This is a genomic window from Methylobacterium sp. 391_Methyba4 (assembly GCF_029691625.1).
Classification (GTDB): domain Bacteria; phylum Pseudomonadota; class Alphaproteobacteria; order Rhizobiales; family Beijerinckiaceae; genus Methylobacterium; species Methylobacterium fujisawaense.
On the sequence record NZ_CP121475.1, the window covers coordinates 5,451,531 to 5,473,325 of the forward strand.

At 72.4% G+C, this 21,795-nt stretch carries 20 protein-coding genes and 1 tRNA gene; 10 read left to right on the plus strand and 11 right to left on the minus strand.

Annotation, left to right across the window (positions count from 1 at the left end; all coding sequences use genetic code 11):
* Positions 1-15 precede the first annotated feature (15 nt).
* From P9K36_RS25640 to P9K36_RS25650, 3 genes are all read right to left on the minus strand, one after another.
* Positions 16-2,907, minus strand: a complete 2,892-nt coding sequence (locus tag P9K36_RS25640) for a PAS domain S-box protein (RefSeq protein WP_205782335.1) — start codon at positions 2,905-2,907, stop codon at positions 16-18.
* Positions 2,908-3,157: 250 nt separating this feature from the next.
* On the minus strand, positions 3,158-3,517 hold the full coding sequence (locus P9K36_RS25645; RefSeq protein ID WP_043351061.1) for a hypothetical protein: 360 nt from the start codon (positions 3,515-3,517) through the stop codon (positions 3,158-3,160).
* A 107-nt stretch (positions 3,518-3,624) separates the two neighbouring features.
* Positions 3,625-4,725: an L-dopachrome tautomerase-related protein gene (locus P9K36_RS25650; RefSeq protein WP_043759690.1), complete on the minus strand. Its 1,101-nt coding sequence runs from the start codon at positions 4,723-4,725 to the stop codon at positions 3,625-3,627.
* A gap of 216 nt (positions 4,726-4,941) precedes the next feature.
* Here P9K36_RS25650 and P9K36_RS25655 point away from each other — a divergent pair, with 216 nt between their 5' ends.
* Positions 4,942-5,184: a hypothetical protein gene (locus tag P9K36_RS25655; RefSeq protein WP_043387267.1), complete on the plus strand. Its 243-nt coding sequence runs from the start codon at positions 4,942-4,944 to the stop codon at positions 5,182-5,184.
* Between the two features lie 3 nt (positions 5,185-5,187).
* The gene (ruvB, locus tag P9K36_RS25660; RefSeq protein ID WP_043759692.1) at positions 5,188-6,198 is read left to right on the plus strand and encodes a Holliday junction branch migration DNA helicase RuvB; all 1,011 of its coding nucleotides are present in this window, start codon (positions 5,188-5,190) and stop codon (positions 6,196-6,198) included.
* Positions 6,199-6,258: 60 nt separating this feature from the next.
* Here the strand turns inward: ruvB and P9K36_RS25665 are convergent, their stop codons facing one another.
* Positions 6,259-8,208: an EAL domain-containing protein gene (locus P9K36_RS25665; RefSeq protein ID WP_111473535.1), complete on the minus strand. Its 1,950-nt coding sequence runs from the start codon at positions 8,206-8,208 to the stop codon at positions 6,259-6,261.
* A gap of 417 nt (positions 8,209-8,625) precedes the next feature.
* Here P9K36_RS25665 and P9K36_RS25670 point away from each other — a divergent pair, with 417 nt between their 5' ends.
* Positions 8,626-8,991: an MliC family protein gene (locus P9K36_RS25670; protein WP_043351262.1), complete on the plus strand. Its 366-nt coding sequence runs from the start codon at positions 8,626-8,628 to the stop codon at positions 8,989-8,991.
* A 398-nt stretch (positions 8,992-9,389) separates the two neighbouring features.
* On the plus strand, positions 9,390-10,094 hold the full coding sequence (gene gph, locus P9K36_RS25675; protein ID WP_278306210.1) for a phosphoglycolate phosphatase: 705 nt from the start codon (positions 9,390-9,392) through the stop codon (positions 10,092-10,094).
* Between the two features lie 102 nt (positions 10,095-10,196).
* Here gph and P9K36_RS25680 read toward each other — a convergent pair whose 3' ends face one another.
* Positions 10,197-10,910, minus strand: a complete 714-nt coding sequence (locus P9K36_RS25680) for a TetR/AcrR family transcriptional regulator (protein WP_278306211.1) — start codon at positions 10,908-10,910, stop codon at positions 10,197-10,199.
* A 164-nt stretch (positions 10,911-11,074) separates the two neighbouring features.
* Between P9K36_RS25680 and P9K36_RS25685 the strand changes: the two genes are divergently transcribed.
* The 4 genes from P9K36_RS25685 to P9K36_RS25700 all read left to right on the plus strand — a co-directional run bounded on the left by P9K36_RS25685 (position 11,075) and on the right by P9K36_RS25700 (position 14,949).
* Positions 11,075-12,280 carry an acyl-CoA dehydrogenase family protein gene (locus P9K36_RS25685; RefSeq protein WP_043379413.1) on the plus strand — a complete coding sequence of 402 codons (1,206 nt, stop codon included), beginning with the start codon at positions 11,075-11,077 and terminating at the stop codon, positions 12,278-12,280.
* A gap of 70 nt (positions 12,281-12,350) precedes the next feature.
* Positions 12,351-13,529: an acetyl-CoA C-acyltransferase family protein gene (locus P9K36_RS25690; RefSeq protein ID WP_179697475.1), complete on the plus strand. Its 1,179-nt coding sequence runs from the start codon at positions 12,351-12,353 to the stop codon at positions 13,527-13,529.
* A gap of 17 nt (positions 13,530-13,546) precedes the next feature.
* Complete coding sequence (locus P9K36_RS25695; RefSeq protein WP_278306212.1) at positions 13,547-14,590, plus strand: phosphotransferase family protein; 1,044 nt, start codon at positions 13,547-13,549, stop codon at positions 14,588-14,590.
* Complete coding sequence (locus tag P9K36_RS25700) at positions 14,587-14,949, plus strand: DUF6285 domain-containing protein (protein ID WP_278306213.1); 363 nt, start codon at positions 14,587-14,589, stop codon at positions 14,947-14,949. The genes P9K36_RS25695 and P9K36_RS25700 overlap by 4 nt, the downstream gene beginning before the upstream one ends.
* Positions 14,950-15,150: 201 nt before the next feature.
* On the opposite strand, the gene P9K36_RS25705 is transcribed toward P9K36_RS25700, so the two are convergent.
* From P9K36_RS25705 to P9K36_RS25720, 4 genes are all read right to left on the minus strand, one after another.
* Positions 15,151-15,534, minus strand: a complete 384-nt coding sequence (locus P9K36_RS25705) for a CsbD family protein (RefSeq protein ID WP_043350215.1) — start codon at positions 15,532-15,534, stop codon at positions 15,151-15,153.
* 77 nt (positions 15,535-15,611) lie between these two features.
* The gene (locus tag P9K36_RS25710; protein WP_278306214.1) at positions 15,612-15,815 is read right to left on the minus strand and encodes a CsbD family protein; all 204 of its coding nucleotides are present in this window, start codon (positions 15,813-15,815) and stop codon (positions 15,612-15,614) included.
* Between the two features lie 106 nt (positions 15,816-15,921).
* Complete coding sequence (locus P9K36_RS25715; protein WP_278306215.1) at positions 15,922-16,845, minus strand: PhnA-like protein; 924 nt, start codon at positions 16,843-16,845, stop codon at positions 15,922-15,924.
* A gap of 208 nt (positions 16,846-17,053) precedes the next feature.
* Positions 17,054-18,514: a helix-turn-helix transcriptional regulator gene (locus tag P9K36_RS25720; protein ID WP_043759706.1), complete on the minus strand. Its 1,461-nt coding sequence runs from the start codon at positions 18,512-18,514 to the stop codon at positions 17,054-17,056.
* A 739-nt stretch (positions 18,515-19,253) separates the two neighbouring features.
* Here P9K36_RS25720 and P9K36_RS25725 point away from each other — a divergent pair.
* Entirely contained in the window at positions 19,254-19,625 is a 372-nt protein-coding gene (locus P9K36_RS25725; RefSeq protein WP_043759707.1) for a hypothetical protein, read from the plus strand.
* Between the two features lie 54 nt (positions 19,626-19,679).
* Here P9K36_RS25725 and P9K36_RS25730 read toward each other — a convergent pair whose 3' ends face one another.
* Both P9K36_RS25730 and P9K36_RS25735 read right to left on the minus strand, forming a co-directional pair.
* A complete protein-coding gene (locus P9K36_RS25730; protein WP_075381074.1) occupies positions 19,680-21,008 on the minus strand; it encodes an alpha-amylase family protein in 1,329 nt (442 codons plus the stop codon).
* A gap of 275 nt (positions 21,009-21,283) precedes the next feature.
* Positions 21,284-21,359 (minus strand) — tRNA-Ala (locus tag P9K36_RS25735).
* A gap of 123 nt (positions 21,360-21,482) precedes the next feature.
* Here P9K36_RS25735 and P9K36_RS25740 point away from each other — a divergent pair.
* A complete protein-coding gene (locus P9K36_RS25740) occupies positions 21,483-21,785 on the plus strand; it encodes a YggT family protein (RefSeq protein WP_010684838.1) in 303 nt (100 codons plus the stop codon).
* Positions 21,786-21,795: the final 10 nt, after the last annotated feature.

The following is a 21,795-nucleotide window of genomic DNA, read 5'->3' on the forward strand; positions in this document are numbered from 1 at the left end:
CGCGGCCTCCGGATCTCAGCCCTCGCCCCCGATGATGCCGCGGATGCGGGTGGCCAGCGCCTCCAGGGCGAAGGGCTTCGTCATCACCTGCATGCCGGGGCCGAGATGGCCGTGGTTGAGGGCGGCGTTCTCCGCGTAGCCGGTGATGAACAGGACCTTCAGGTCGGCACGGTGCTGGCGGCCGGCATCGGCCATCTGGCGGCCGTTCATGCCCCCGGGCAGGCCGACATCGGTGATGAGCATGTCGATGCGCACGTCCGACTGGAGCACCTTCAGGCCCGAGGCCCCGTCCGCCGCCTCGATCGCCGCGTAGCCGAGGTCTTCGAGCACCTCGGTCACCAGCATCCGCACGGTGGGCTCGTCGTCCACCACCAAGACCGTCTCGCCCTGCTCGGCGCGGGGGGCGTGGGCGAGGTCGGGCAGGCTCGCCTCGGCCTCCGCCTCGCCGAGATGGCGGGGCAGGTACAGGCAGACCATCGTGCCCTGGTCGATCTCGGAGTAGATCCGGACCTGCCCGCCGGACTGCTTGGCGAAGCCGTAGATCATCGACAGGCCGAGGCCGGTGCCCTCGCCGATCGGCTTGGTGGTGAAGAACGGGTCGAAGGCCTTGGCGACCACGTCGGGGGTCATGCCGGTGCCGTTGTCCGAGACGCAGAGCGTGACGTACTGGCCCGGCTCCAGCTCGCGCTCCTGGGCGGCCCGGTGGTCGAGCCAGCGGTTGGCCGTCTCGATGACGATGCGGCCGCCCTCCGGCATCGCGTCCCGGGCGTTGATGCACAGGTTGAGCAGCGCGTTCTCGAGCTGGCTCGGGTCGACCAGCGTCGGCCACAGGCCGCCGGCCCCCACCGACTCGATCGCCACGGCGGGGCCGACCGTGCGGCGGACGAGGTCCATCATGCCCTCGACCAGACGGTTCACGTCCGTCGGCTTCGGGTCGAGGGTCTGGCGGCGCGAGAAGGCCAGCAGGCGGTGGGTCAGGGCGGCGGCGCGCTTGGCCGCCCCCTGCGCCGCGCCGATGTAGCGGTCGAGGTCGCCGACCCGGCCCTGCAGCATCCGGGTCTGCATCAGCTCCAGCGAGCCGACGATCCCGGCCAGCATGTTGTTGAAGTCGTGGGCGAGCCCGCCGGTGAGCTGGCCGACCGCCTCCATCTTCTGCGACTGGCGCAGGGCCTCCTCGGCGCGCATTAATTCGGCGGAGCGCGCGGCGACCCGCTGCTCCAGGGTCTCGTTGAGGCTGCGCAGCGCCGCGGTGACCCGGTCCCGCTCCGCCTCGACGGCCTTACGCTCGTCCACGTCGATCAGGACCCCGGGGAAGCTCAGGGGCGTGCCGTCCGGCGCATGGTCGACGCGGCCGTTCGCCTCCAGCCAGTAGTAGTTCCCGTCGGCACGGCGGACCCGGTACTGGTGCGCGTAGGCGCCCCCCCGGGCGATCGCGGCCGTGATGGCCTGGGCCAGGCCGTCGCGGTCGTCGGGATGTACGGTCTCCACCACCTGAGCGAGGCTCAGGCCCTCGCGGCCGAGGGCCGGATCGAGGCCGAAGCTGCGGGCGAAGGCCTCGTCGACGGTGAAGCGGTCGCTCGGCAGGTCCCAGAACCACGTGCCGATGATCGCGCCGGCCGCGAGGGCGAGCTGCACGCGCTGGATGTTGGTGCGGGCGAGCGCCTCGCTGGCGCGCAGCGCGTCCTCCGCCTGCCGGCGCGCCGTGACGTCCCGGAACAGCACCGAGACCTGACGCCGTCCCGGCGGCTCGACCCGGGCCGCCGAGACGTCGATGAAGCGGTCGGCCTGCGCGAAGAAGCGTTCGAACCGGATCGGGCGGCCGGTGCGGAGCACCCCGCCGTACAGGTCGAGCCACGCATCCGCGTCCTCGGCCGCGACGAGGCCGCGCAGGGTCCGTCCGACGATGTTGGGAATGCCGGTGTGGCGCTCGTAGCCCGGATTGGCCTCGATGTGGACGTAGTCGCTCAGGGGGCCGTGCGGGCCGTCGAAGAACTCGATGATGCAGAAGCCGTCGTCGATGGCGTCGAACAGCGTCCGGTAGCGCTCCTCGCCGGCGCGCAGGGCGTCCCGGGCCTGCCGCTGCTCGGTGATGTCGCGCGCCACCCCGGAGAACCGCACCGGGCGCCCGTGGACGTCGCGCTCGATCTCGCCCTGCCGCGCGATCCAGCGGATCTCCCCGGTATCCGGCCGCCGGATCCGGTAGGTGACGTCGCGCGGGGCGTCGCCCCGGCGCCGGCTCGCTGCCGTCGAGACGAGGGTCTGGTCCTCCGGCAGGATCAGGGCCTCGACGATCTCGGCCGGGTAGGTGCTGCGCTCCGGCAGGCCGTAGAGCCGGCAGAATTGCGGGGTCGGGTGCAGGAGCCCGTCGTCGACCCCCACGGTGAACAGGCCGATCCCGCCCGCTTCCTGCGCCCGCAGCAGACGGGCCTCGGCCTCCCGGAGCGCCCGGTCGGCGGTGTCGAGGTCCAGGCTGTCCTGGAGCACCGCCACGTAGCCGACATGGGCACCGGCCTTGTCGCGCAGCGGCGTCACCGAGCCGGACATCCGCCGGCGGCCGCCGACGGCGCGCAGGTGCCAGTCCGCGTCCGCGACGCCGCCCTCGTCCAGGGCCCTGCGCAGAGCGGCCCCGGGATGGTCCGCCGCCCGGTCCTCGGGCGTGAACAGCGCCGCGAAGGGCTGGCCGCCCATCGCCTCCGCCGTCCAACCGAGGATGTCCTCGGCGCCGGCGTTCCAGGCGGTGATGCACCCGTCGCGGTCGAGGGCGATGGCGGCGAACCGGGCGGCGCCGTCGGGGATCGGCGGCGCGCCGCCGGTGCCGGTGGTCGCCGCCCGCGCCCGCAATCCGGCGGCCTCCTCCTCCAGCGCGCGGGCGCGCCGCAGGAGCATGTCGGTCCCTGTCGCGTCCACGCTCAGGGTCCGGGCGTCGCGACGGGCTCCGCCGCCGGCCGCGCGGACGCGACGGGGCCGATCTGCGCGGGGCGGTCGGGGCTGGTCGCCGGGGCGGGGAGGGCCGGTGAATCGGGCACGGGACTGGCGCTGTGACAGAGGTGGCGGGTCGTGGGGGCCTTCTGCCGGAAACGGACCTGGGACGCCACGGGAACGCACCATAACGCGCGGAAACCGCCAAGGCTGCGTCGGCCGGCCCGCGATGACCGGGTCAGTGCGGCTCGGCGAGGCGGCAGGTGGCGCCGCTCGCGCGGGGCCAGCCGTAGTAGATCGTCTCGGCCTGCACGTCGGCGAGGCCCACGACCTCCGGCACCGAGGCCTGCTGCGTGTCGAGCACCGCCCCACCGGCCCCCGTGAAGGTACACAGGACGGTCACGTTCGTCGCCAGGTCCGGACCGGTGTTGCGCAGGTTGACCATCGCCCGCTGCGGCTCGTGGGAATCCGGTGGCGTGTGGAGCCGGGTCTCGCGAAGGACGAGGGCGGCGTCGGCCCGCGTCGGCGTCGCGCACGTGACGATCAGGCCGGCCGCCAAGAAGGCGGCGGCCGGCCGCGACGTCCGAATCCTGCGCATGATCCGTCCCTCCCATCCTCGCGCCGGGGCCCGGCCCCCGCTTCGGTCAAACTTGGGAACCGGCATCCCGGTTCTCCGCGCGGTGCGTCCGGCGCTTCATACCCGGCTCAGTTGCGCAGCGGCTTGGCGTCGATCTGCATCCGGTAGATCGTCGTCGGGAACTTGACCGCCGAGGCCTCGCCGCCGTTCATCGCCGGCGTGCGGTTCATCTGCGCCGCCGGGATCCACAGGCCGCCCTGCTCGTCGATCCACATCGCGTCGACCCAGACGAGCCGCGGGTCCTGCACCAGGGTGCTCATCGTCCCGTCCGGCGCGATCTTGAGGATCCGCAGGCCGTCCGTGTCGCTCGCGTAGATCGTGCCCGCCGCGTCGATGGCGGTGCCGCCCGTCGCCACGGTGGCGGCGTGGAGCTTGACGTGCTTGGCGCGCTCGTCGTCGCTCACGGTCGCGTCGTCGAGATACCGGGTCTCGATGCTGTAGAGCGGCCCGGTGCAGGCCTGATAGTAGAAGGTCTTGCCGTCCGGCGAGACCTCCAGCTGGTCGGCGTGGATGAAGAGCAGCTTGCCCTGGTCGTCCCGGAGCACCCGGCCCTGGCCGGTGAGCGGGCGCTGCGCGATGGTGGACCAATGGCCGTCGAGCACCCGCCGCAGGCCGCCGGTCTCGCGGTCGAGGACGATCAGCCCGGGCTGGCCGGCATCCGTCAGGTAGATGTGGCTGCCGTTGAAGCGGAAATCGTCGATGAAGCTCTTCTCGCCGGTCGCCGCCTGCAGCGGATAGACCTTGCGCACGGCGTTCGTGGCGAGGTCGATCTGCACGAGCTTCGGGCCGCCCGGCAGCGGCGCCGCGCCCATGCCCGGCGCGCCCTTGTCGACCACCCAGAGGTCCCCGTCCGGCCCGATCCGGATGGCGTTGACCGCCACGAAGGCCTTGGCCGGATCGTCGCCCGGCTTCCAGGCGTTCCAGGCCGCGTCGGGGAACGGAACCGCCTTGCCGTCCCGCCACTCGCCGAGTTCGAGGCCCGTGTCCTTGCTCTGCCGCTGGAACGGGGAGAACAGCCGGCCGTCCGGGGATCGGGTGATGCCGTTGAACACGAGGCTGTCCGATTTCACCATCGGCTTGAGGGCGTCGGACTCGGCCGGCGCCTCGGCGGCGCGGCCGGGCGTGCCCAGGGCGGCGGCCAGCAGGAGGGCGAGGAGCGTGGCGCGCATGGCGGTATCCCGGTCCGATGGTGAAGCGTCCGGGCCGGTAAGCCCGCAGGGCGCGCGGTGTTCCCTGCCGATCCCGTCGGCCGCAACCGAACCTCCGACGCCCCGGCCCCGCCGGGGGCGCCTGCGACGCCCCGCCGGGGCTGGATCCTACGAAAATGAGAACATATAATGAACAGACGACGCGGGCCGCACGGGGCGGCCGAGGAGGAGCGAGGGATGGCCAAGTACCGGTTCCACTGCACCAACGGCCTCGAATGCGTGTTCGATGCCCGCGGCACCGAGGTCCGCGCCGCGGCACGCCTGGTCGACCGGGCCCGGAAGGTCGCCTCCGACGTGCGGCAGTCGCTGGCGAACCGGACCGACTGGGCCGAGTGGCGGGTGAGCGTGCACGATCTCTCGGGCCGGCGCGTCCTGGTCCAGCCCTTCGAGGGGGCGTCGGGCCGCGCCAGGGCGGCCTGAACGATGGCGCCGCTCCGGACGGGCGCGGATCCGGTCGCCGGCGAGCCGGATCAGACGATCCGCCCGCTGAGCCTGTCCGAGTTCATCGGGCAGCGTGCGGCGCGGGCGAACATGCAGGTGTTCATCGAGGCGGCGCGGAAGACCGGCCAGGCGCTGGACCACGTGCTGTTCGTCGGCCCGCCGGGCCTGGGCAAGACGACGCTCGCCCAGATCGTGGCGCGCGAACTCGGCGTGAACTTCCGCTCGACCTCCGGCCCGGTGATCGCCAAGGCCGGGGACCTGGCCGCGCAGCTCACCAACCTGGAGGAGCGCGACGTCCTGTTCATCGACGAGATCCACCGGCTCAACCCGGCGGTGGAGGAGATCCTCTACCCGGCCATGGAGGATTACCAGCTCGACCTGATCATCGGCGAGGGCCCGGCGGCGCGCTCGGTCAAGATCGAGCTGCCGAAGTTCACGCTGGTGGGCGCCACGACCCGGGCGGGGCTTCTGACCACGCCGCTGCGCGACCGGTTCGGGATCCCGATCCGGCTGGAATTCTACGAGATCGACGAGCTGGAGCAGATCGTGGCGCGCGGGGCGCGGGTCCTGGGCCTGGGGATGTCGGCGGAGGGCGCCAACGAGATCGCCCGGCGGGCGCGGGGCACGCCGCGGATCGCCGGGCGTCTCCTGCGGCGGGTGCGGGACTTCGCCGTAGTGGCGGAGGCCGAGACGGTGACGCGGGCGATCGCCGACCGGGCGCTGCAACTGCTCGACGTGGACGCGGCCGGGCTCGACGTGATGGACCGCAAGTACCTGAGCCTGATCGCGCGCTCCTTCGGGGGCGGGCCCGTGGGGATCGAGACGATCGGGGCGGCCCTGTCGGAGCCGCGCGACGCGATCGAGGACATCATCGAGCCGTATCTCATCCAGCGCGGCTTCGTGCAGCGCACCCCCCGCGGCCGCGTCCTCACCCGGCACGCCTATCGCCACATGCAGCTGCCGGAACCCGGGGCGGCCCCGGTGGCCGCCTGAGGCTGCGGCCCGACGGACGGCGCCGTGCCGGCGGATGGCGACGCGCCGCCCGCCCGTCCCTCAGGCCCTGCGACGCACCGCGCCGGCGTCGTGGTCCATCCGCTGGAGCAGGTCGGCGAGGGGCATCGGCCGGCCGATGTGATAGCCCTGGACGTAGCGGCTGCCGTGCCGCCGCGCCACGTCCAGCTGGGCCTGCGTCTCGATCCCCTCGACGATCCCGTCGAGACCGAGGTTGCGGCACAGGTCCAGGATCGTGGAGATCAGGCTGCAGCCCCGGTCCGTGTTGATGTCGACCATGAAGCTGCGGTCGATCTTGATCTTGTCCAGCGGCAGGCGGTGGACGTAGCCCAGGCTGGAATAGCCCGTCCCGAAATCGTCGAGCGCGATCTTGATGCCGAGGCTGCGCAGGGCGGTGATGGCCGCCTTGGCGTGATCGAAGTCGCGCATCAGGGCGGTCTCGGTGAGTTCGAGCGTCAGCCGGCGCGGGTCGAAGCCGCTGCCCTGCACCGCGGCCAGGATCGCCAGGACGGTCTCCGGCGAGGCGAGATCGTGGGCGGAGAGGTTGAAGGACAGGCCGGTCTCGGGCGGCAGCCGCGCGCCGTCGGCGAGCGCCTTGCGCAGAAGCAGGAGCGTGACCGTGTGGATCATGCCGCAGCGCTCGGCTGCCGCGATGAACCGGTCCGGCCCGACCTGGCCCAGCGACGGGCTCGTCCACCGCGCCAGACCCTCCACGAAGGCGATCCGTCCCGTCTCCGTGTCGAGGATCGGCTGGTAGTGCAGGACCATCTCGGCGGCGAGGTCGGCCGTCCGCAGGGCCGTCTCCACCGCCTGCTCGGCATGGATGGCGTCCTTGTGCTCCTGCGAGAACAGGGTCGTTGCGCCGCGCCGCTGCTCCTTCGAGTGGTAGAGCGCGTAGTCGGCGCGGTCGAACAGGGCGTCCGCGTCGCGCGTGGCCTTGCAGGAGAGGGCGAGGCCGCCCGAGCAGCCGGTGACGACCCGGATGTCGCCGATCCGCGTCGGCTGCTGCAGCGCCGTGCAGATGCCGTCGCAGAAGGCGAGCGCCGCCGCGGCCCCTTCGGACGCTCGGAGAATCACGCCGAATTCGTCGCCGCCCAGCCGCGTCACCACCACGTCGGCGCTGGCGAATTCCGCGAGGCGCCGGCCGGCTTCCGCCAGGACGCGGTCGCCGACATTATGCCCGTAGGTGTCGTTGATCGGCTTGAAACGGTCGAGGTCGAAGATGGCCAGGGCGAAGGGCGCGCCCGCCTCCGAGGGCGAGCGGATCGCCTCGTCGAGCTTCTGGAAGAAGTAGCGGCGGTTCGGCAGGCCGGTCAGGCTGTCGGTCTGGGCAAGGCGCGCATTCTCCTCGGAAAGCCGGCTCGCCACGGCCTGGGACGCCACGAGGTCGACGAAGGCCCGGTAGTTGGTGTTGAGGGTCCGGACCATCACCACCGTCACGAAGGCCGTGTTCGCCGCGATGGCGAGGAAGACCTTGTTCCCGCTCGTCACGCAGCAGAACAGGAACACGCTCATGACGATGCCGGTCACCAGGAAGGCCGCGACCGGCAGATGGGTCAGGCAGAAGATGCAGGCGATCACCGTGACGGCCACGAAGATCGCCGCGTGGCCCTGCTCGTAGGGGCCGCCGAACCCGGTCAGGACCATCGCCCAGACCACGAAGACGATCGAGAAGAAGATCGTGAGCACCGTGGTCCGCCGCAGATGATGGACCGCCTGCGCCTCGCTCAACGTCTCGGGCCGCAGGCGCAGCCAGTGGACCCCGCGGATCAGGCACAGCGAGATCACGACCGCCGGAATGCCGAGCGTCAGGATGGCGGGCGCCAGGGCATAATGCGTCGCGGCGAGCGCGCAGGCATTGACCGAGAGCAGTCCGTAGAGGGACGGGACCTGTTTCTGCAGTTCCGCGAGCTGACGGATGGCGGTCAGGCCGCGCGGGGATTTGGTCAGCGCCGCGATCAGTGTCGACAGAGCGTGTTTCGGGCGGTTCATTGGATCTGCAGCTGCGCGATTTTCGCATTACTATTTTCCTTTCATTAAGGAGCCATTTAAGCGGCGCGCGCGGGCGGTGGTCAGCCACGACCCGGATTCGCGTCCTGGACAGTGCCGTCGCAACAGCCCCGGACGCTTGGCTCGCCGACCGGACCGATCTTCGATCGCGGCCGGCACACCGTGATCGACGGGGCTGGACCGTGATCCGTCTTGTCGCGTTGGACAAATCGTGAATTATTTACTGTATTGGGCTTTCGTTTCTGTGCGGCAATGAAACATTATAGATCAATACAATTGTTCGGTTGCGCGCATTTCAGGTGATCCGGGAAGGCCTCCGATTGCCCGCAGGGCGCATCCCGGCGATGATCGTCGGGACGGCCGCCACGCGGCCGCCGGAACGTGTCTGGAGAGTGGTCGATGAGAATCCCTGCCCGTGCCGTCCGGCCCGCGATCCTCGTGGGCGGCCTGCTCGTGGCCGCCGGGCCGCACGGGGCTGCGGCCGGACCGGGGCGGCCCGAGACGATCCACGTGACCTTCGCCTGTCCGACGGGGCGGACGCTGGCCGTCACGTTCGTGAACGGCGCGGGGCCGGAGCAGGCAATCGTCCGGCCGGGCGACGGCGGCGCCGTCACCCTGCCGGTGCAGCTGAGCGGGTCGGGGTTCCGCTATGCCGACGCCACCCACGAGCTGCGGGGCAAGGGGCGGTCGGTCACGTGGACCGACGGGTCCGGCAAGCCGATCACCTGCACCGATCAGACGCCGGCCGGCTCCGGGCCGCGATAGGCGGTGCCGCATCCGGGCCGCCGGGTCCGGACGCGGATGCCTCCCGTCCGGTCACGCTTCGTGTCCCGGCGCGCCGGGCCGTCGGGACGATCCGCGTCGCGGCGGCCGAGCGGATCCGGGCGGTGACCCGCCTGCCATCGGGGCGATCGCCCAGGAGGCCGGATTCGCCAGCCGCGTGCGGATGCGCCGCGCGATCCGCCGGGCCGCTCGCAATCGTCCGAACCCGCGGGGCCGGTCACGGGCCGGACATGGCCCGGACATGGCCGCGTCATCGCGGGTCGCGCCCGTTGCGAGCGGCGCTCCCTGGCCCGGCCGCGCGCGACCCGCTAGGAACCGCCCGTCCCGGAGACCGAAGCGTCGGCGTCCGGCGGCGGCCCCCCTCGACGCGGAGAACACCCTTGCCTGCGGCCCCGTCGCGCTTCGACGCCGTTCTCCTCGATCTCGACGGCACCCTCGTCGACAGCCTGGCCGATCTCCGGACGGCCCTCAACGCGATTCTGGCGCAGGACGGCCTGCCGCCGGTCGCGGCCGCCGCGGTGCGGGCGATGGTGGGCGACGGCGCCCTGGCGCTGCTGCGGCGCGCCCTGCGGGCCTCCGGCGGCGACGCCGACCGGGCGGCGGAGCTGCTGCCGGCCTTCCTGGCCGTGTACGAGCCGATCGCGGCGGCCGGCACGGCTCTGTTTCCCGGCGCGGCGGAAGCCGTCCGCGCGCTCCGGGAGGCGGGCCTCGCGCTGGCGATCGTCACCAACAAGCCGGCCCGCGCCACCGGCCTGATCCTGGATGCGGTGGGGCTGACGCCGCTGATCGACACGGTGGTGGGCGGCGACACGCTGCCCCAACGCAAGCCCGATCCCGCGCCGCTCCGGGAGGCCCTGCGCCGGCTGGGGGTCGAGCCCGGCCGGGCCGTCATGGTCGGCGACATGCACCACGACATCGCGGCGGCCCGCGCGGCGGGCGTCGCCGCGATCCTGGCCCGCTACGGCTACGGGCGCCCCGAAGACGCAGACGCCGCCGACGCCGTCCTCGACGACATCGGCGGCCTGCGGGTCCTGATCGGGGCGCTGCCCGGGCCGCTGGCGTCGGGCCGCGCCCCAGCCTCCTAGCGCCTCGCCGCGAGGGCGCGGCGGCCGGGGACGCCCGGCGCCCGGGCGGTCCGTTCGCGGAGGGCGGCCGGCAGCGGCGCGAAGCGGGCCGCGCCGACGCGGTCAGGGCGCCGCGATGCCCTTCTCGACGAAGGCGATGACGCCGGCGATGTAGCGCTGGATCGGGATGCCGCGCTTCCGGTGCTTGGCCCGCTTCACGTACCAGTCCTGCAGGAGCGGCTTGATCAGCGCGGCGGTGAGATCGACGTCGGCGACCGCGAAGACGCCCGCCGCAACGCCGCGGGCGAGGACCTCGGCGAAGATGCGCTCCGTGGCGGCCTCGCTCTCCGTCGCCATCGTCCGGGCGGGGGCCGGAAACCCCTTCGCCTCCATGAAGGCGAAGACGAACCAGGGCTGCATCGCCTCGGTCAGGCGGATATGGGTCTCGATCAGCCAGCGCAGATGCGCGGCCGGATCCCCCTCGATCCCCGCGGGAGCCTGCCGCAGGACGGCCTCGGCCGTCTCGGCCACCTCGGTGAGGATCATCACCAGAAGCGTGTTCTTGTTGTCGAAGTACGAGTAGAGCCCGCCCATGCTGAGGCCCGAGGCCTGCGCGAGGTCGCGCAGGCTGGTCTCGTGGAAGCCCTGCCGGCTCGACAGCTTCAGCACCGCCTCGATGATCCGGGCGAGGTTGGCGGTGGCGACGTGATCCTTCCGGACGCTGATCCGGTCCCGGTGCCGCGCCAGGATCCGCGCGCAGATCGCCTCGGTCGCGTAGGCGTCCTTCGCCGGCAATTCGGCCGGACGGGCGGACGGGGGAGCGTCAGCGGGTCTCATCGATCCATCGTCGCGCGGGCCGGTCGGGGCGACGGCCGAAGACGGTCCCCGTCCCTTGGCCCGTTGTCAGTCGCCCTTAGCGCGTTGCCAGATCCGAATCCAGGCGATAAAAAGCGAGCGCTCGCTCGATTTTTATCGCCTGGGCCGGCACAGCAGGTGGGCTCATGGATTTCACCATCTCCCCGCGCGTCGAGGATTACCGCGCCCGGATCGCGGCCTTCGTGGACACGCACATCCTGCCGCTGGAGGCCGATCCGACGGCCTATGACGGCCACGGCAACATCAGCCTCACCGAGCTGGCCCGGCTGCGGGGTCTCGCCCGCGACCAGGGCCTGTGGTGCCTGCAGCTGCGGCCCGAGACCGGCGGCGCCGGTCTCGACAGGGTCGGCATGGCGGTCTGCTACGAGGCCATGAACCGGTCGATCTTCGGGCCGGTCGTGTTCAACGCGGCCGCGCCGGACGACGGCAACATGATGGTGCTGGAGAAGGTGGCGACGCCGGCCCAGAAGGCGCGCTGGCTCGCGCCGATCGTCGACGGACGGGTCCGCTCGGCCTTCGCCATGACCGAGCCGCATCCCGGCGGCGGCTCCGATCCGGGGATGATCCAGACCCGGGCCGAGCGGCGGGGCGACCGCTACGTGGTCACCGGCCGCAAGTGGTACATCACCGGCGCCGAGGAGGCCGCGCACTTCATCCTGATGGCGCGCACCTCCGACGACGCGCGCAAGGGACTGACCGCCTTCCTGTTCCACAGGGACCAGCCCGGCTGGCGGATCCTGCGCCGCATCCCGATCATGGGGCCGGAGGAGCATGGCGGCCATTGCGAATTGCTGTTCGAGGGCCTGGAGATCCCGGCCGAGAACGTGCTGATGAGCGAGGGCGACGGCCTCAAGCTCACCCAGATCCGCCTCGGGCCGGCGCGGCTGACCCACTGCATGCGCTGGCTCGGCCTGTCGAAGCGCTGCGTCGCGATCGCCCGGGCCTATGCGGCCGAGCGGCACGGCTTCGGCGTGCGCCTCGCCGACCGGGAGAGCATCCAGCTGATGCTCGGCGACCTCGCCATGCGGATCGAGATCGGGCGGCTCCTGGTGATGAAGGCCGCCTGGGCGCTGGACCAGGGCAGCTTCGCCCGCAAGGAGGTGTCGATGGCCAAGGTGCACGTGGCCAACCTCCTCCACGCGGCCGCCGACACGGCGATCCAGATCAACGGCGCCCGGGGCTATTCCACCGACACGCCGCTGGAATGGATCTACCGCTACGCCCGGCAGGCCCGCCTCGTGGACGGGGCCGACGAGGTCCACAAGATGGTCCTCAACCGCAATCTGGAGGCCGAGGGCGACGCCTTCTGGTCGTGGGGTGTCGGGGCGTGAGCACGGCCTCGTCCAGGCTGTCCGCTGTCCCATCCGCCGATCGGCCGAGTAAGCCATGGAGCCCAAGACGATGACCGATGTCGTGATCACAGGCGCGGTGCGCACCGCGATCGGCACCTTCGGCGGCGCGCTCGCCGGAACGCCCCCCTCCGTCCTCGCCGCCCGCTGCGTCGCCGAGGCGCTGCGCCGGGCCGGGACCGCGCCCGAGGCGGTCGGCCACGTGGTCCTCGGCAACGTCATCCCCACTGAGCCCCGGGACGCCTACATCGCCCGCGTCGCCGCCCTGGAGGGCGGCCTCCCCAAGGAGGTGCCGGCCATGACGGTCAACCGCCTCTGCGGCAGCGGCCTGCAGGCGATCGTCTCGGCCGCGCAGTCCATCCTGCTCGGCGATGCGGAGATTGCGGTGGCCGGCGGGGCCGAGAGCATGAGCCGCGCGCCCCACCTCCTGACCACCGGGCGGACCGGGTCGCGCATGGGCGACGCCGTCCTCGTCGACTACATGCTCGGCGCGCTGAGCGACCCATTCGGCAACGGCCATATGGGCGTCACCGCCGAGAACGTGGCCGAGCGCTACGCCATCCCCCGCGCCATGCAGGATGCCTTCGCGGCCGAGAGCCAGGCGCGCGCCGCACGGGCGATCCGCGAGGGCCGGTTCCGCGATCAGATCCTGCCGATCGACGTGCAGCGGAAGCGCGAGACGGTGGCCTTCGACACCGACGAGCACCCGAAGGCCACGAGCGCCGACGACCTCGCCAAGCTCCGCCCGGCCTTCTCCAAGACCGGCAGCGTCACGGCCGGCAACGCCTCGGGGCTGAACGACGGCGCCGCCGTCCTGGTCCTGTCCAGCGCCGCGCAGGCCGAGCGCGACGGCGCGACGCCGCTCGCCCGGATCGTCGGCTATGCCCATGCGGGCGTGGACCCGTCCGAGATGGGCATGGGCCCGGTGCCGGCGGTGCGGCGCCTGCTGGAGCGGACCGGGCTGCGGGCGGGGGATTTCGACGTCATCGAGTCGAACGAGGCCTTCGCGGCCCAAGCCTGCGCGGTCTCCCGCGCCCTCGACCTCGATCCCGACACGGTCAACCCCAACGGCGGCGCCATCGCCCTCGGCCACCCGATCGGCGCCACGGGGGCGATCATCACCGTGAAGGCCCTCTACGAGCTGGCCCGGACCGGCGGCCGCTACGGTCTCGTGACCATGTGCATCGGCGGCGGCCAGGGGATCGCCCTGGCCCTCGAGCGCGTCCAGTGACGCGGCCCTGAACCCCCATGCTGGACGCAGGTCAAAGGACGGCGCTCTGCGCCTGGATCGGCCGGACCCTGGGGGCCGGGACGGTCACCCTCGACGACATCCGGCCGCTGACCGGCGGCTCGATCCAGGAGAACTGGATGCTGGCTTGCCGGGTCGACGGCGGCGAGCGGGGCTTCGTCCTGCGCAAGGACGCGCCGGCCACCATCGCGTCGAGCCGCCCGCGGGCCGAGGAGTTCCGGATCCTGCGCGCCGCCTTCGCGGCCGGCGTGCGGGTGCCGGAGCCGGTCGGATTCTGCGCCGATCCGGGCGTGGTCGGGGCGCCCTTCGCCCTGATGGGGTTCGTCTCCGGGGTCGGGCTGGGGCCGCGGGTGGTGAAGGACACGCGCCTCGGCGGCGACCGGGCGGCCCTGGCCGAGCAGCTCGGGCGGGAGCTGGCCCGGATCCACGGAATCCTGCGGGCCGATGGCCCCGGCCGCGCCGTCCTGGCGGACGACCTCGCCTTCCTCGGTGCGCCCGACGCGCATCCGGCGCTCACCGAGATCCGCACCCTGCGGGCGAATCTCGACGGGATCGGCGCCGTGCGCCCGGCCCTCGAATGGGGCCTGCGCTGGGCCGAATGCCACGCGCCGCCCTGTCCCGAGCCGGTCCTGGTCCATCGCGACTTCCGCACCGGCAACTACATGGTCGATGCCGAGGGCCTGACCGCGATCCTCGATTGGGAATTCGCCGGCTGGGGTGACCCGGTCCAGGATATCGGCTGGTTCTGCGCCGCCTGCTGGCGGTTCGGCCGGCCCGACCTGGAGGCCGGCGGCATCGCCCCGCGGGCCGCCTTCTACCGCGGCTATGAGGCCGAGAGCGGACGCAGGATCGACCCGGAGGCCGTGTGCTACTGGGAGATCATGGCGCATCTGCGCTGGGCGGTGATCGCCCTGGAGCAGGGCCACCGCCACGTCTCGGGTCAGGAGACGTCGCTGGAGCTCGCGCTCACCGGCCGGATGGCGCCCGAACTCGAAGCCACGATCCTGCGCGAGACCGCGCCCGAACGATGGGGAGCCCGATGAGCGCCGCCTTCCCGGACGCGCCCGCGGGCGCCGCCCTCCTGGCGGTGGCCCGGCAGAGCCTCCTCGACGAGGTCGCCCCCGCCCTGTCGGGGCGCCAGCGTTACGTCCTGCTGATGGCCGCCAACGCGATGGGCATCGTCCTGCGGGAGATCGAGCAGGAGGGTGCCGCCGCCGAGGCCTGGGCGCGGATGCTTGGCGTGCTCTCCGCCGAAGGGGACGCCGCCGAAGGGGACGCCGCCGCGCCGGCGGCTCTGGTCGCAGCCATCCGCGCCGGCCGCTGCGACGGCGACGCGGCGCTCCACGCGGCACTGGTCGAGACGACGCGGATCGCCGCCAGCATCTGGAAGGCGCCGGGATAGCGGCCCGCGGGTCGCGTCGCCCCGGCGGGTCTCCCGGCGTCCGCGACCGGGGCGGGCGCGGGAACGACGGCCGCCGCGACGGCGCGTTACCTCAGTAGGTCCGGCCGGTGCGCTGGCGCCGGTCGAAGCGGCGGCCGACATAGGCGATGAGCTTCGGCACGATGAAGGCCGTCAGGATCTTGCGCAGCATGGGGGCCTCCTTCAGCGGGTGCGGCGGACGAGCCAGCCGGCCGCGAAGGCGAGCGCGGCCAGACCCAGCAGGGTGTTCGTGCGGTTGGCCTCGACCGTGCGGATCGCCTGCCGGCCGTAGACCGCGCCACGGCGGCGCACGTCCCGGGCGCGTTCGCGGCCTTCGCCAATGAGATGGTCGGCCCGCGTCCGGGCGGCCTCGGCCAGATGGCGGCCATCGTCGGCCAAATCCTCGGCCCGGTCGCGGGCGCGACCGTAGGCATACTGAGCGCCGCCGGCCACTTGGTTGACGGCGCCACGCACTTGGCGGGCCGGGTCACCGGTCAGGCCGCCCAGGGCGGTCTGGGCGCGACCCTTGAGGTGACGGGACGCGCCACGGATCTGGTCGCGGTTCATGCTGCTCTCCTGTCTCGGGGTGATGGGACCTCGCCGGGGGGCTGCGGCGCCGGTGGCCCGGCGCCGCGGGATGAGGATCAGTGCTTGCCGGTGATCTTGTCGGCGAGGGTCTTGGCGCCGTCCTTGATGTCGCCGACGGTCTTCTGGGCCTCGCCCTTCAGCTCCTGCGCCTTGCCCTCGGCCACCAGCTTGTCGTTGCCCGTGGCCTTGCCGGCCGCCTGCTTGACGTTGCCGACCGCCTCGTTGGCTAGGCCCTTGATCTTGTCGGTGGTGCTGCTCATCGCGTGTGCTCCGTGCGGTTGGAGGGGGGGCAGGGATCCCGGCCAGGCGCGTTCCGCCCGCCGGGGATGGGCGGCGCCCGCATGGAGGCGCGGGCGCCGAGGGCGGTCAGACGCGCCGGGTCTCGTAGGCGCCGAGCAGGGCCGCGGGCTTCGGCGCGCCCAGGCGGCCGCCGAGGAAGGCCGCCAGGGCCCCCAGGATCAGCGCCAGCGCCGCGTAGAAGGCGCCCTGCGTGGCCGCCGACTTGGCCGTCACGGCCGCGGCCTCGGCCTTCTGCTTGGCGGTGGCCACCGCCTGGTCGTACTGCGTCTCGTAATCCTGGATCTGCTGGCGGGCCTGATCGACCGGGATGTTCTGCGCCTTGGCCAGGGCGTCGGCCGCGCGGGCCTCGGCCTGCTGCTTCTGCGACGCGTCACCCGTGAACAGCGCCTTGATCGCCGCCACCGCCGCGTCGCGGGCCGCCTGCGGGTCCTGGCCGGCGGTCTGCTGGCGGACCTTCTGCTCGATGCCGTCCAGCGGGTTCGAGATCTTCGCCAGCGACGGCGCCGCCGCCTGGGCCGCCGTCTGCACGGTGCCGCCCACGAGGTTGCCCGCGCCGCCGAGCGCCCCCGAGACCGTGCTCAGCGTGCCGCCGACCAGGCCGCTGGCGGCCGAGGTCAGCAGGTAGAGCACGACCAGCGTCGTCACCGCCCAGGACACGAGACCGTGCAGGGCGGCCGCGCCCGGCAGGGGCTTGCCCGAGAGCCGGCCGGCGATCAGGCCGCCGGCCAGCGAGGCGACGATGCCCGAGGCCACGAACCAGATGCCGGCGCCCATCGAGGCGGTGGAGGCGGAGGGATTGTCGGCCGCCGTCGTGCCCACCGAGGCCAGGCCCACCCCGACGCCGACGAGGTTCACGATCACCTGGGTGACCAGGGCGGTGACGGCGCCGGCGAAGATCGCCCCCCAGGACACTTGGTTGAGCAGGACGGCACGCGTGTCGGCGTGCGCGTCCGGCGCGAGGGGCGTTGCTACGGTCTGGATGGTGGTCACGCTGTCACTCCGGTGGTGGTGGTCGTCGTGGGTCGTCGCAAGGGGGTGTCGCCGGTGGGGGCGTCGCCAGGGGGCCTCGCGGTGGGGCGGCGCCGGCGAGGGGGCTCAGTCGCGGGCGCCTCGTCCCGCGCGGAAGAGCCCTGGCCGCGCGGAAGATGAGGGCGGACATCGCCCGATCAATGGTCCGCCCATACCGGTACGGCGGTATTCATCCGTCAGGCCTGCTCAGCGGAAAGCCGTTCTCGCGCCCCCACACCACCGCCTCGCTGCGCTTGTGGATGCCGATCTTGCGGTACAAGGCGGCGCCGTGATTGCGCACCGTGTTGCGCGACAGGCCGAGCTTGCGCGCGATCGCGTCGTCGCCGAGGCCCGAGCAGATCAGGTTGAGGATCTGGCGCTCGCGCACCGTCAGGTTCGGCGCCGCCCCCTCGGCGGCCTCCCGGCCGGGGCGGCGCAGGGTCGCGAGCTTCTCGATCAGCCCGCGGCTGAACCACGACGTGTCGGCCATCACGGTCTCGATCGCGTCGAACAGCTCCCGCTCGGTGTGCTTGCGCTCGGTGATGTCCTGCAGGACCAGCAGGGCGAACTCGGCATCGTTGATGGTCACGCGCTCGGCCGAGACCAGGCAGTCCAGGTTCGTCCCGCTCTCGTGGCGCAGGCACACCTCGACCCCGAGGACGTAGCCGTGCCGGTCGAGGGCGGCCTCGACCTGCAGGCGCTGCTTGTCGGCGACCCACAGCCCGGCCTCGTCGAGGCTGCGCCCGACGATCCGGTCCTCGCCGTGGCCGAAGACCCGGCTGAACGCCTCGTTGATGCCGGTGACCTGGAACGTGTCCGCCCGCACCAGCACGGTCGGCACCGGCGTCATCCGGAACGCCTTGGCGAAGCGCTCCTCGCTCTGGCGCAGGGCCGTCTCGGCCTTCCGGCGCAGTTCGAGGTCGGCGAAGGTGAACAGCATGCACGGCTCGTCGCCCATCGCGATCGGCTGGCCGGCGACGATCACGAACCGGCTGCCGCCGTCGGGCAGGTCGAGGCAGGCCTCCATCTGGGGGATCGTGCCGCCGGACTCGAGGCGCGCGACCGCGAGGTCGCGGTTGCGGGCGCCGGCCAGGACGTCGACCTCGTAGACGCTGCGGCCGATCACGGCGTCGCGGGTGAAGCCGGTCATCTCCAGGAAGCCGGTGTTGACCTTGACGTGGCGCAGGTCGGACAGCCGGGTGATCACCGCCGGAGCCGGGTTGGCGTTGAAGGTCCGCTCGAACCGCTCCTCGGCCTCGAACTGGTCGGAGACGTCCTTGAGGATCAGCGCGAGGCAGCTCGGCTTGCCGTCGCGGTCCGTGGCCACGAGGCTGCGCAGCGAGTGGACGAAATCCATCTCGGGCTTGTCGGCCCGGCGCACCTCGACCACGACATCGTGGAAGCGCTCGCCGGCGACGACGCGCTCGATCGGATACTGGTTGGGCGCGACGTTGTTGCGGTAGCGCAGGCAGAACCGGTCCCGGTACGCGTCCACGGTCGGCCCGAGCTCGTCGAGGCTCTCGGCGCCGTGCATCGCCAGGGCCGCGGCGTTGGCGTACGCGATGGTCTGGTCGGGCTCGACCAGGATCACGCCCTCGCTCAGGCCGGCGATGATCTGCCGGAGTTCGTGCCTGTCGACGCCCGCCGTCACCGCTCTCGCACCCCATGCCGCGCTCGCCGCTCCTCCGGCAGCCGGGCACAAACGGGTTGCGCACAAGCAGGTTCCCTCACCTAAGTTATTTTCTTGGTATACACGCATCATCGACGCGGGCGTTTTGAGCCAAGGATTGATGCCCAGCCCGTCGAGGCGTTGTCTCGCGCAGATCGCCGGCGAACCGCCCAGCAGACCTGGGCGTGCCGAACGTGCGGATATCGACCGAACACCGGGCCAGAAGCGCCGGGGCCGGTGCGACCCCGGGGCGGATCTTCGCGACCACTGTTTAGAAGTTGCAGAAGTCGATGCCGCATCGCGTCCGGGGCACCGGCCGGCCCGCCTGCCGGCCGTGTCGGGCACCGTGGGCCGCGCCGCCTGGGCGGCGGGCCTTCGCGGAACTTCTCCTGACGGGAGCGGTCGGGCGTCCGGATCGGCGGCGTGAAAAAAGCGCGCCGTACTGGTACAAATCTCTCATTTGAAAGAACGTGTTAGGGGCCATATCGGGGTTGCGGGACGTGCCGTGGGGCCCCAGGCTTCCACGGCATCCCACCCCTTTGTCGAGGTTGTGCCGGGCGGATGGCCCTCTTGTCCGGCACGGCCGCGAGGCCGGACGCCCGCGCCACTCCGGGCGCGCGTCCGGCCCGTTGCCCTTTCAGGCCCGCACCCGATCGGCCCTGTCGATGATCCGGCCGCGGATGAACCGCGCCCGCGCTTCGAAATCACCACAGAGGAGACGATGACCCGACTTCGTGCTGCACTGCTCGCGCCCGCCCTGTTCCTCGCCGTCGGCGCTCCGACGGGAGCCTACGCGGCCAACCGGTTCGATGGAGCCTGGTCGGTCATAGCCACCGCGGAGAGCGGGAGCTGCACGGGGCCGTATAGCTACCCGATCGTCATCCGGGACGGGACCGTGGACGATGCCGGCGGCAACGGCGTCGACGCGTCCGGCCGGGCGGGCGCGGACGGCCGGATCACCGGCACGATCCGCAAGGGGCTCGCCAGCGTCCTGGTCTCGGGCCGTCTGCGCGGATCCGCCGGGACCGGCCGCTGGACCCTGTCGGGGCTCGGCGCCTGTGCGGGCCGCTGGACCGCGCGCCGCACGGGGTAGGGCACGGGGTAGGGCAGGGCCGCGGCCGATCCGTCGCGGGCCGACCCGCGACGGTCAGACAACCAGGATGGCCCAGCCGTGGGGCGGAAGGGTCACCCGGGCGCTCGGGCCGCCGGCTTCCGCGAGATCGCCTTGGCCGGCCTCGATCGCCCGGGCATCCGGGACCGGCAGCGGAACGGCCGCGTCGGCGAGGTTCAGGGCCAGCAGGACGCGCGCGGCGCCGTCGCCCAGCACGACCACGAGCTGCTCGTTGGCGAGGTGCAGGGTCCGTGTCCGCGCGCGGTGCAGCCCGGCATGACGCCGCCGCAGCGCAATGAGGTCCCGGTGCAGCCGGTAGATCGGCCAGCCGTACGGAGCGAGGTCCGCGGGCGTCGGCGGGAAGGCCGGCCGGATCGCGTCGTCGCCGCCGACCCGCTCCTCCTTCACGCCGCGGAAGGCCTGCTCGTCGCCGGCATAGATCGAGGGCGTTCCGCCGCAGGTCAGCAGGATCGCCAGGGCGTGCGGCAGGTGCCGGTCGTCCGTGAGCCGGCTGGCGATCCGCGTCACGTCGTGGTTGCCCACGAAGGTCAGGGGCGCGAACGTGTCGAGGCAGCCGTTGTGCCGGTCCAGGGCGTGGGCCAACTCGAACAGGTTGCGATCGTTGAGGGCGCTCCAGATCGCCTTCCACAGCTCGTACTGGGTCACCGCATCCATGCCGGTGTCCCGCACGAAGCGGGCGTAATCGCCGTGGATCACCTCGCCGACGATGTAGGCCTCCGGGTGGGCGATGCGGACCTGCCGCAGCACGCGCGCCCAGAAGTGCGGGGGGACCGCGTAGGCCGCGTCAAGCCGCCAGCCATCGGCGCCGCGGGCGATCCAATGGTCCATGACGGCGGCGACATGATCGGCGACCTGCGGCGCGTCGTGATTGAGCGTCACGAGTTGCCGATGGCCCTCGAAGCAGGCGTAGTCCGGCTCGATGCCCGGGCCGGAGCCCCGCGGCCAGGACAGCCTGAACCAGTTGGCCTGCCGGGCTTCGGGCCCGTTGCGCAGGACGTCCTGGAAGGCGGGATGGGCCCGCCCGACATGGTTGAACACCCCGTCGAGCAGGACGCGGAGGCCGCGGGCACGGGCCGCGGCGATCAGCGCGTCGAAATCGGCCTCATCGCCCAGGCGCGGATCGATCCGGAAAGGGTCGATCGTGTCGTAGCCGTGCGTGGAGGCCGCGAAGATCGGCCCGAGCGCCAGCCCGGACACGCCGAGCTCCACCGCGTAGTCGAGCCAAGCCTGCAGGTGGGAGAGGCGATGCACGACCGGTGCGGCCGGGTCGGCCCGGTCGGGGGCGCCGACGAAGCCGAGGGGGAAGACCTGCCACCAGACTGTCTGTTCGATCCAGGGCGCCACCCGGCCTCCGCCTGTCGTCAATCGGGAGCGAACCCCGGTCCGCCGCAATGGTTGCAGGGCCGCCGGTCCGGACGCGGCCGCGCGGCGTGAGACGGCCCGCGGTCGCCCATCCCTCCGCGCCCGCGGATCAGGCGCGGTCCGGGCGCCAGCAGGCTTGAGATCGGTGATCGGACAGGGGCGCAGGGCGCGAAAATCGCGGCTGGTTACCGCTAAGTCCTGGCTGCGACGGCGATATCGCCGCGTCGCCAGGATGCTGAATTGTCACCAGGAAGGCCTGGTGGAGCTGAGGGGATTCGAACCCCTGACCTCCGCAGTGCGATTGCGGCGCTCTCCCATCTGAGCTACAGCCCCGTCGAGGCGCCGGCCTTGTAGGCGCGGGCGGCTCAGCCTGTCAATTCCCTGTTTCAACGTCGCCCGCCGCGCGCCGCTCCGGCGCTGGGGTGCGGGCGCCCCGAGGATAGCGCGCGGACCTGCATGAACGCCCTGATCTGGCTCTTCGACACGGTCGTCCAGCTTTTCATCTATGTCCTCATCGCAAGCGCGGTTCTCAGCTGGCTGGTGGCGTTCAACGTGGTGAACGTGCGCAACCCGATCGTCGCGCAGATCGGCGAGGTGCTCTACCGGCTGACCGAGCCGGTGCTGCGGCCGATCCGCAACCTGCTGCCCAATCTCGGCGGCGTCGACATCTCGCCGATCATCCTGATCCTGCTGCTGCTGTTCATCAGCCGCCTGCTGCACGAGTACGCCGTGCCCGCAACCTACGTTTACGCGCAGTAGGACCGAACGC

Bases quoted from the DNA above. Each gene is read 5' to 3' on its own strand.
- P9K36_RS25740 (WP_010684838.1), top strand. From the start codon at position 21,483: ATGAACGCCCTGATCTGGCTCTTCGACACGGTCGTCCAGCTTTTCATC.
- P9K36_RS25655 (WP_043387267.1), top strand. From the start codon at position 4,942: ATGGCCAAGTACCGGTTCCACTGCACCAACGGCCTCGAATGCGTGTTC.
- P9K36_RS25685 (WP_043379413.1), top strand. From the start codon at position 11,075: ATGGATTTCACCATCTCCCCGCGCGTCGAGGATTACCGCGCCCGGATC.
- ruvB (WP_043759692.1), top strand. From the start codon at position 5,188: ATGGCGCCGCTCCGGACGGGCGCGGATCCGGTCGCCGGCGAGCCGGAT.
- P9K36_RS25680 (WP_278306211.1), bottom strand. From the start codon at position 10,910: ATGAGACCCGCTGACGCTCCCCCGTCCGCCCGTCCGGCCGAATTGCCG.
- P9K36_RS25705 (WP_043350215.1), bottom strand. From the start codon at position 15,534: ATGAACCGCGACCAGATCCGTGGCGCGTCCCGTCACCTCAAGGGTCGC.
- P9K36_RS25645 (WP_043351061.1), bottom strand. From the start codon at position 3,517: ATGCGCAGGATTCGGACGTCGCGGCCGGCCGCCGCCTTCTTGGCGGCC.
- P9K36_RS25710 (WP_278306214.1), bottom strand. From the start codon at position 15,815: ATGAGCAGCACCACCGACAAGATCAAGGGCCTAGCCAACGAGGCGGTC.
- P9K36_RS25700 (WP_278306213.1), top strand. From the start codon at position 14,587: ATGAGCGCCGCCTTCCCGGACGCGCCCGCGGGCGCCGCCCTCCTGGCG.
- P9K36_RS25695 (WP_278306212.1), top strand. From the start codon at position 13,547: ATGCTGGACGCAGGTCAAAGGACGGCGCTCTGCGCCTGGATCGGCCGG.
- P9K36_RS25670 (WP_043351262.1), top strand. From the start codon at position 8,626: ATGAGAATCCCTGCCCGTGCCGTCCGGCCCGCGATCCTCGTGGGCGGC.
- P9K36_RS25650 (WP_043759690.1), bottom strand. From the start codon at position 4,725: ATGCGCGCCACGCTCCTCGCCCTCCTGCTGGCCGCCGCCCTGGGCACG.
- P9K36_RS25665 (WP_111473535.1), bottom strand. From the start codon at position 8,208: ATGAACCGCCCGAAACACGCTCTGTCGACACTGATCGCGGCGCTGACC.
- P9K36_RS25725 (WP_043759707.1), top strand. From the start codon at position 19,254: ATGACCCGACTTCGTGCTGCACTGCTCGCGCCCGCCCTGTTCCTCGCC.
- P9K36_RS25690 (WP_179697475.1), top strand. From the start codon at position 12,351: ATGACCGATGTCGTGATCACAGGCGCGGTGCGCACCGCGATCGGCACC.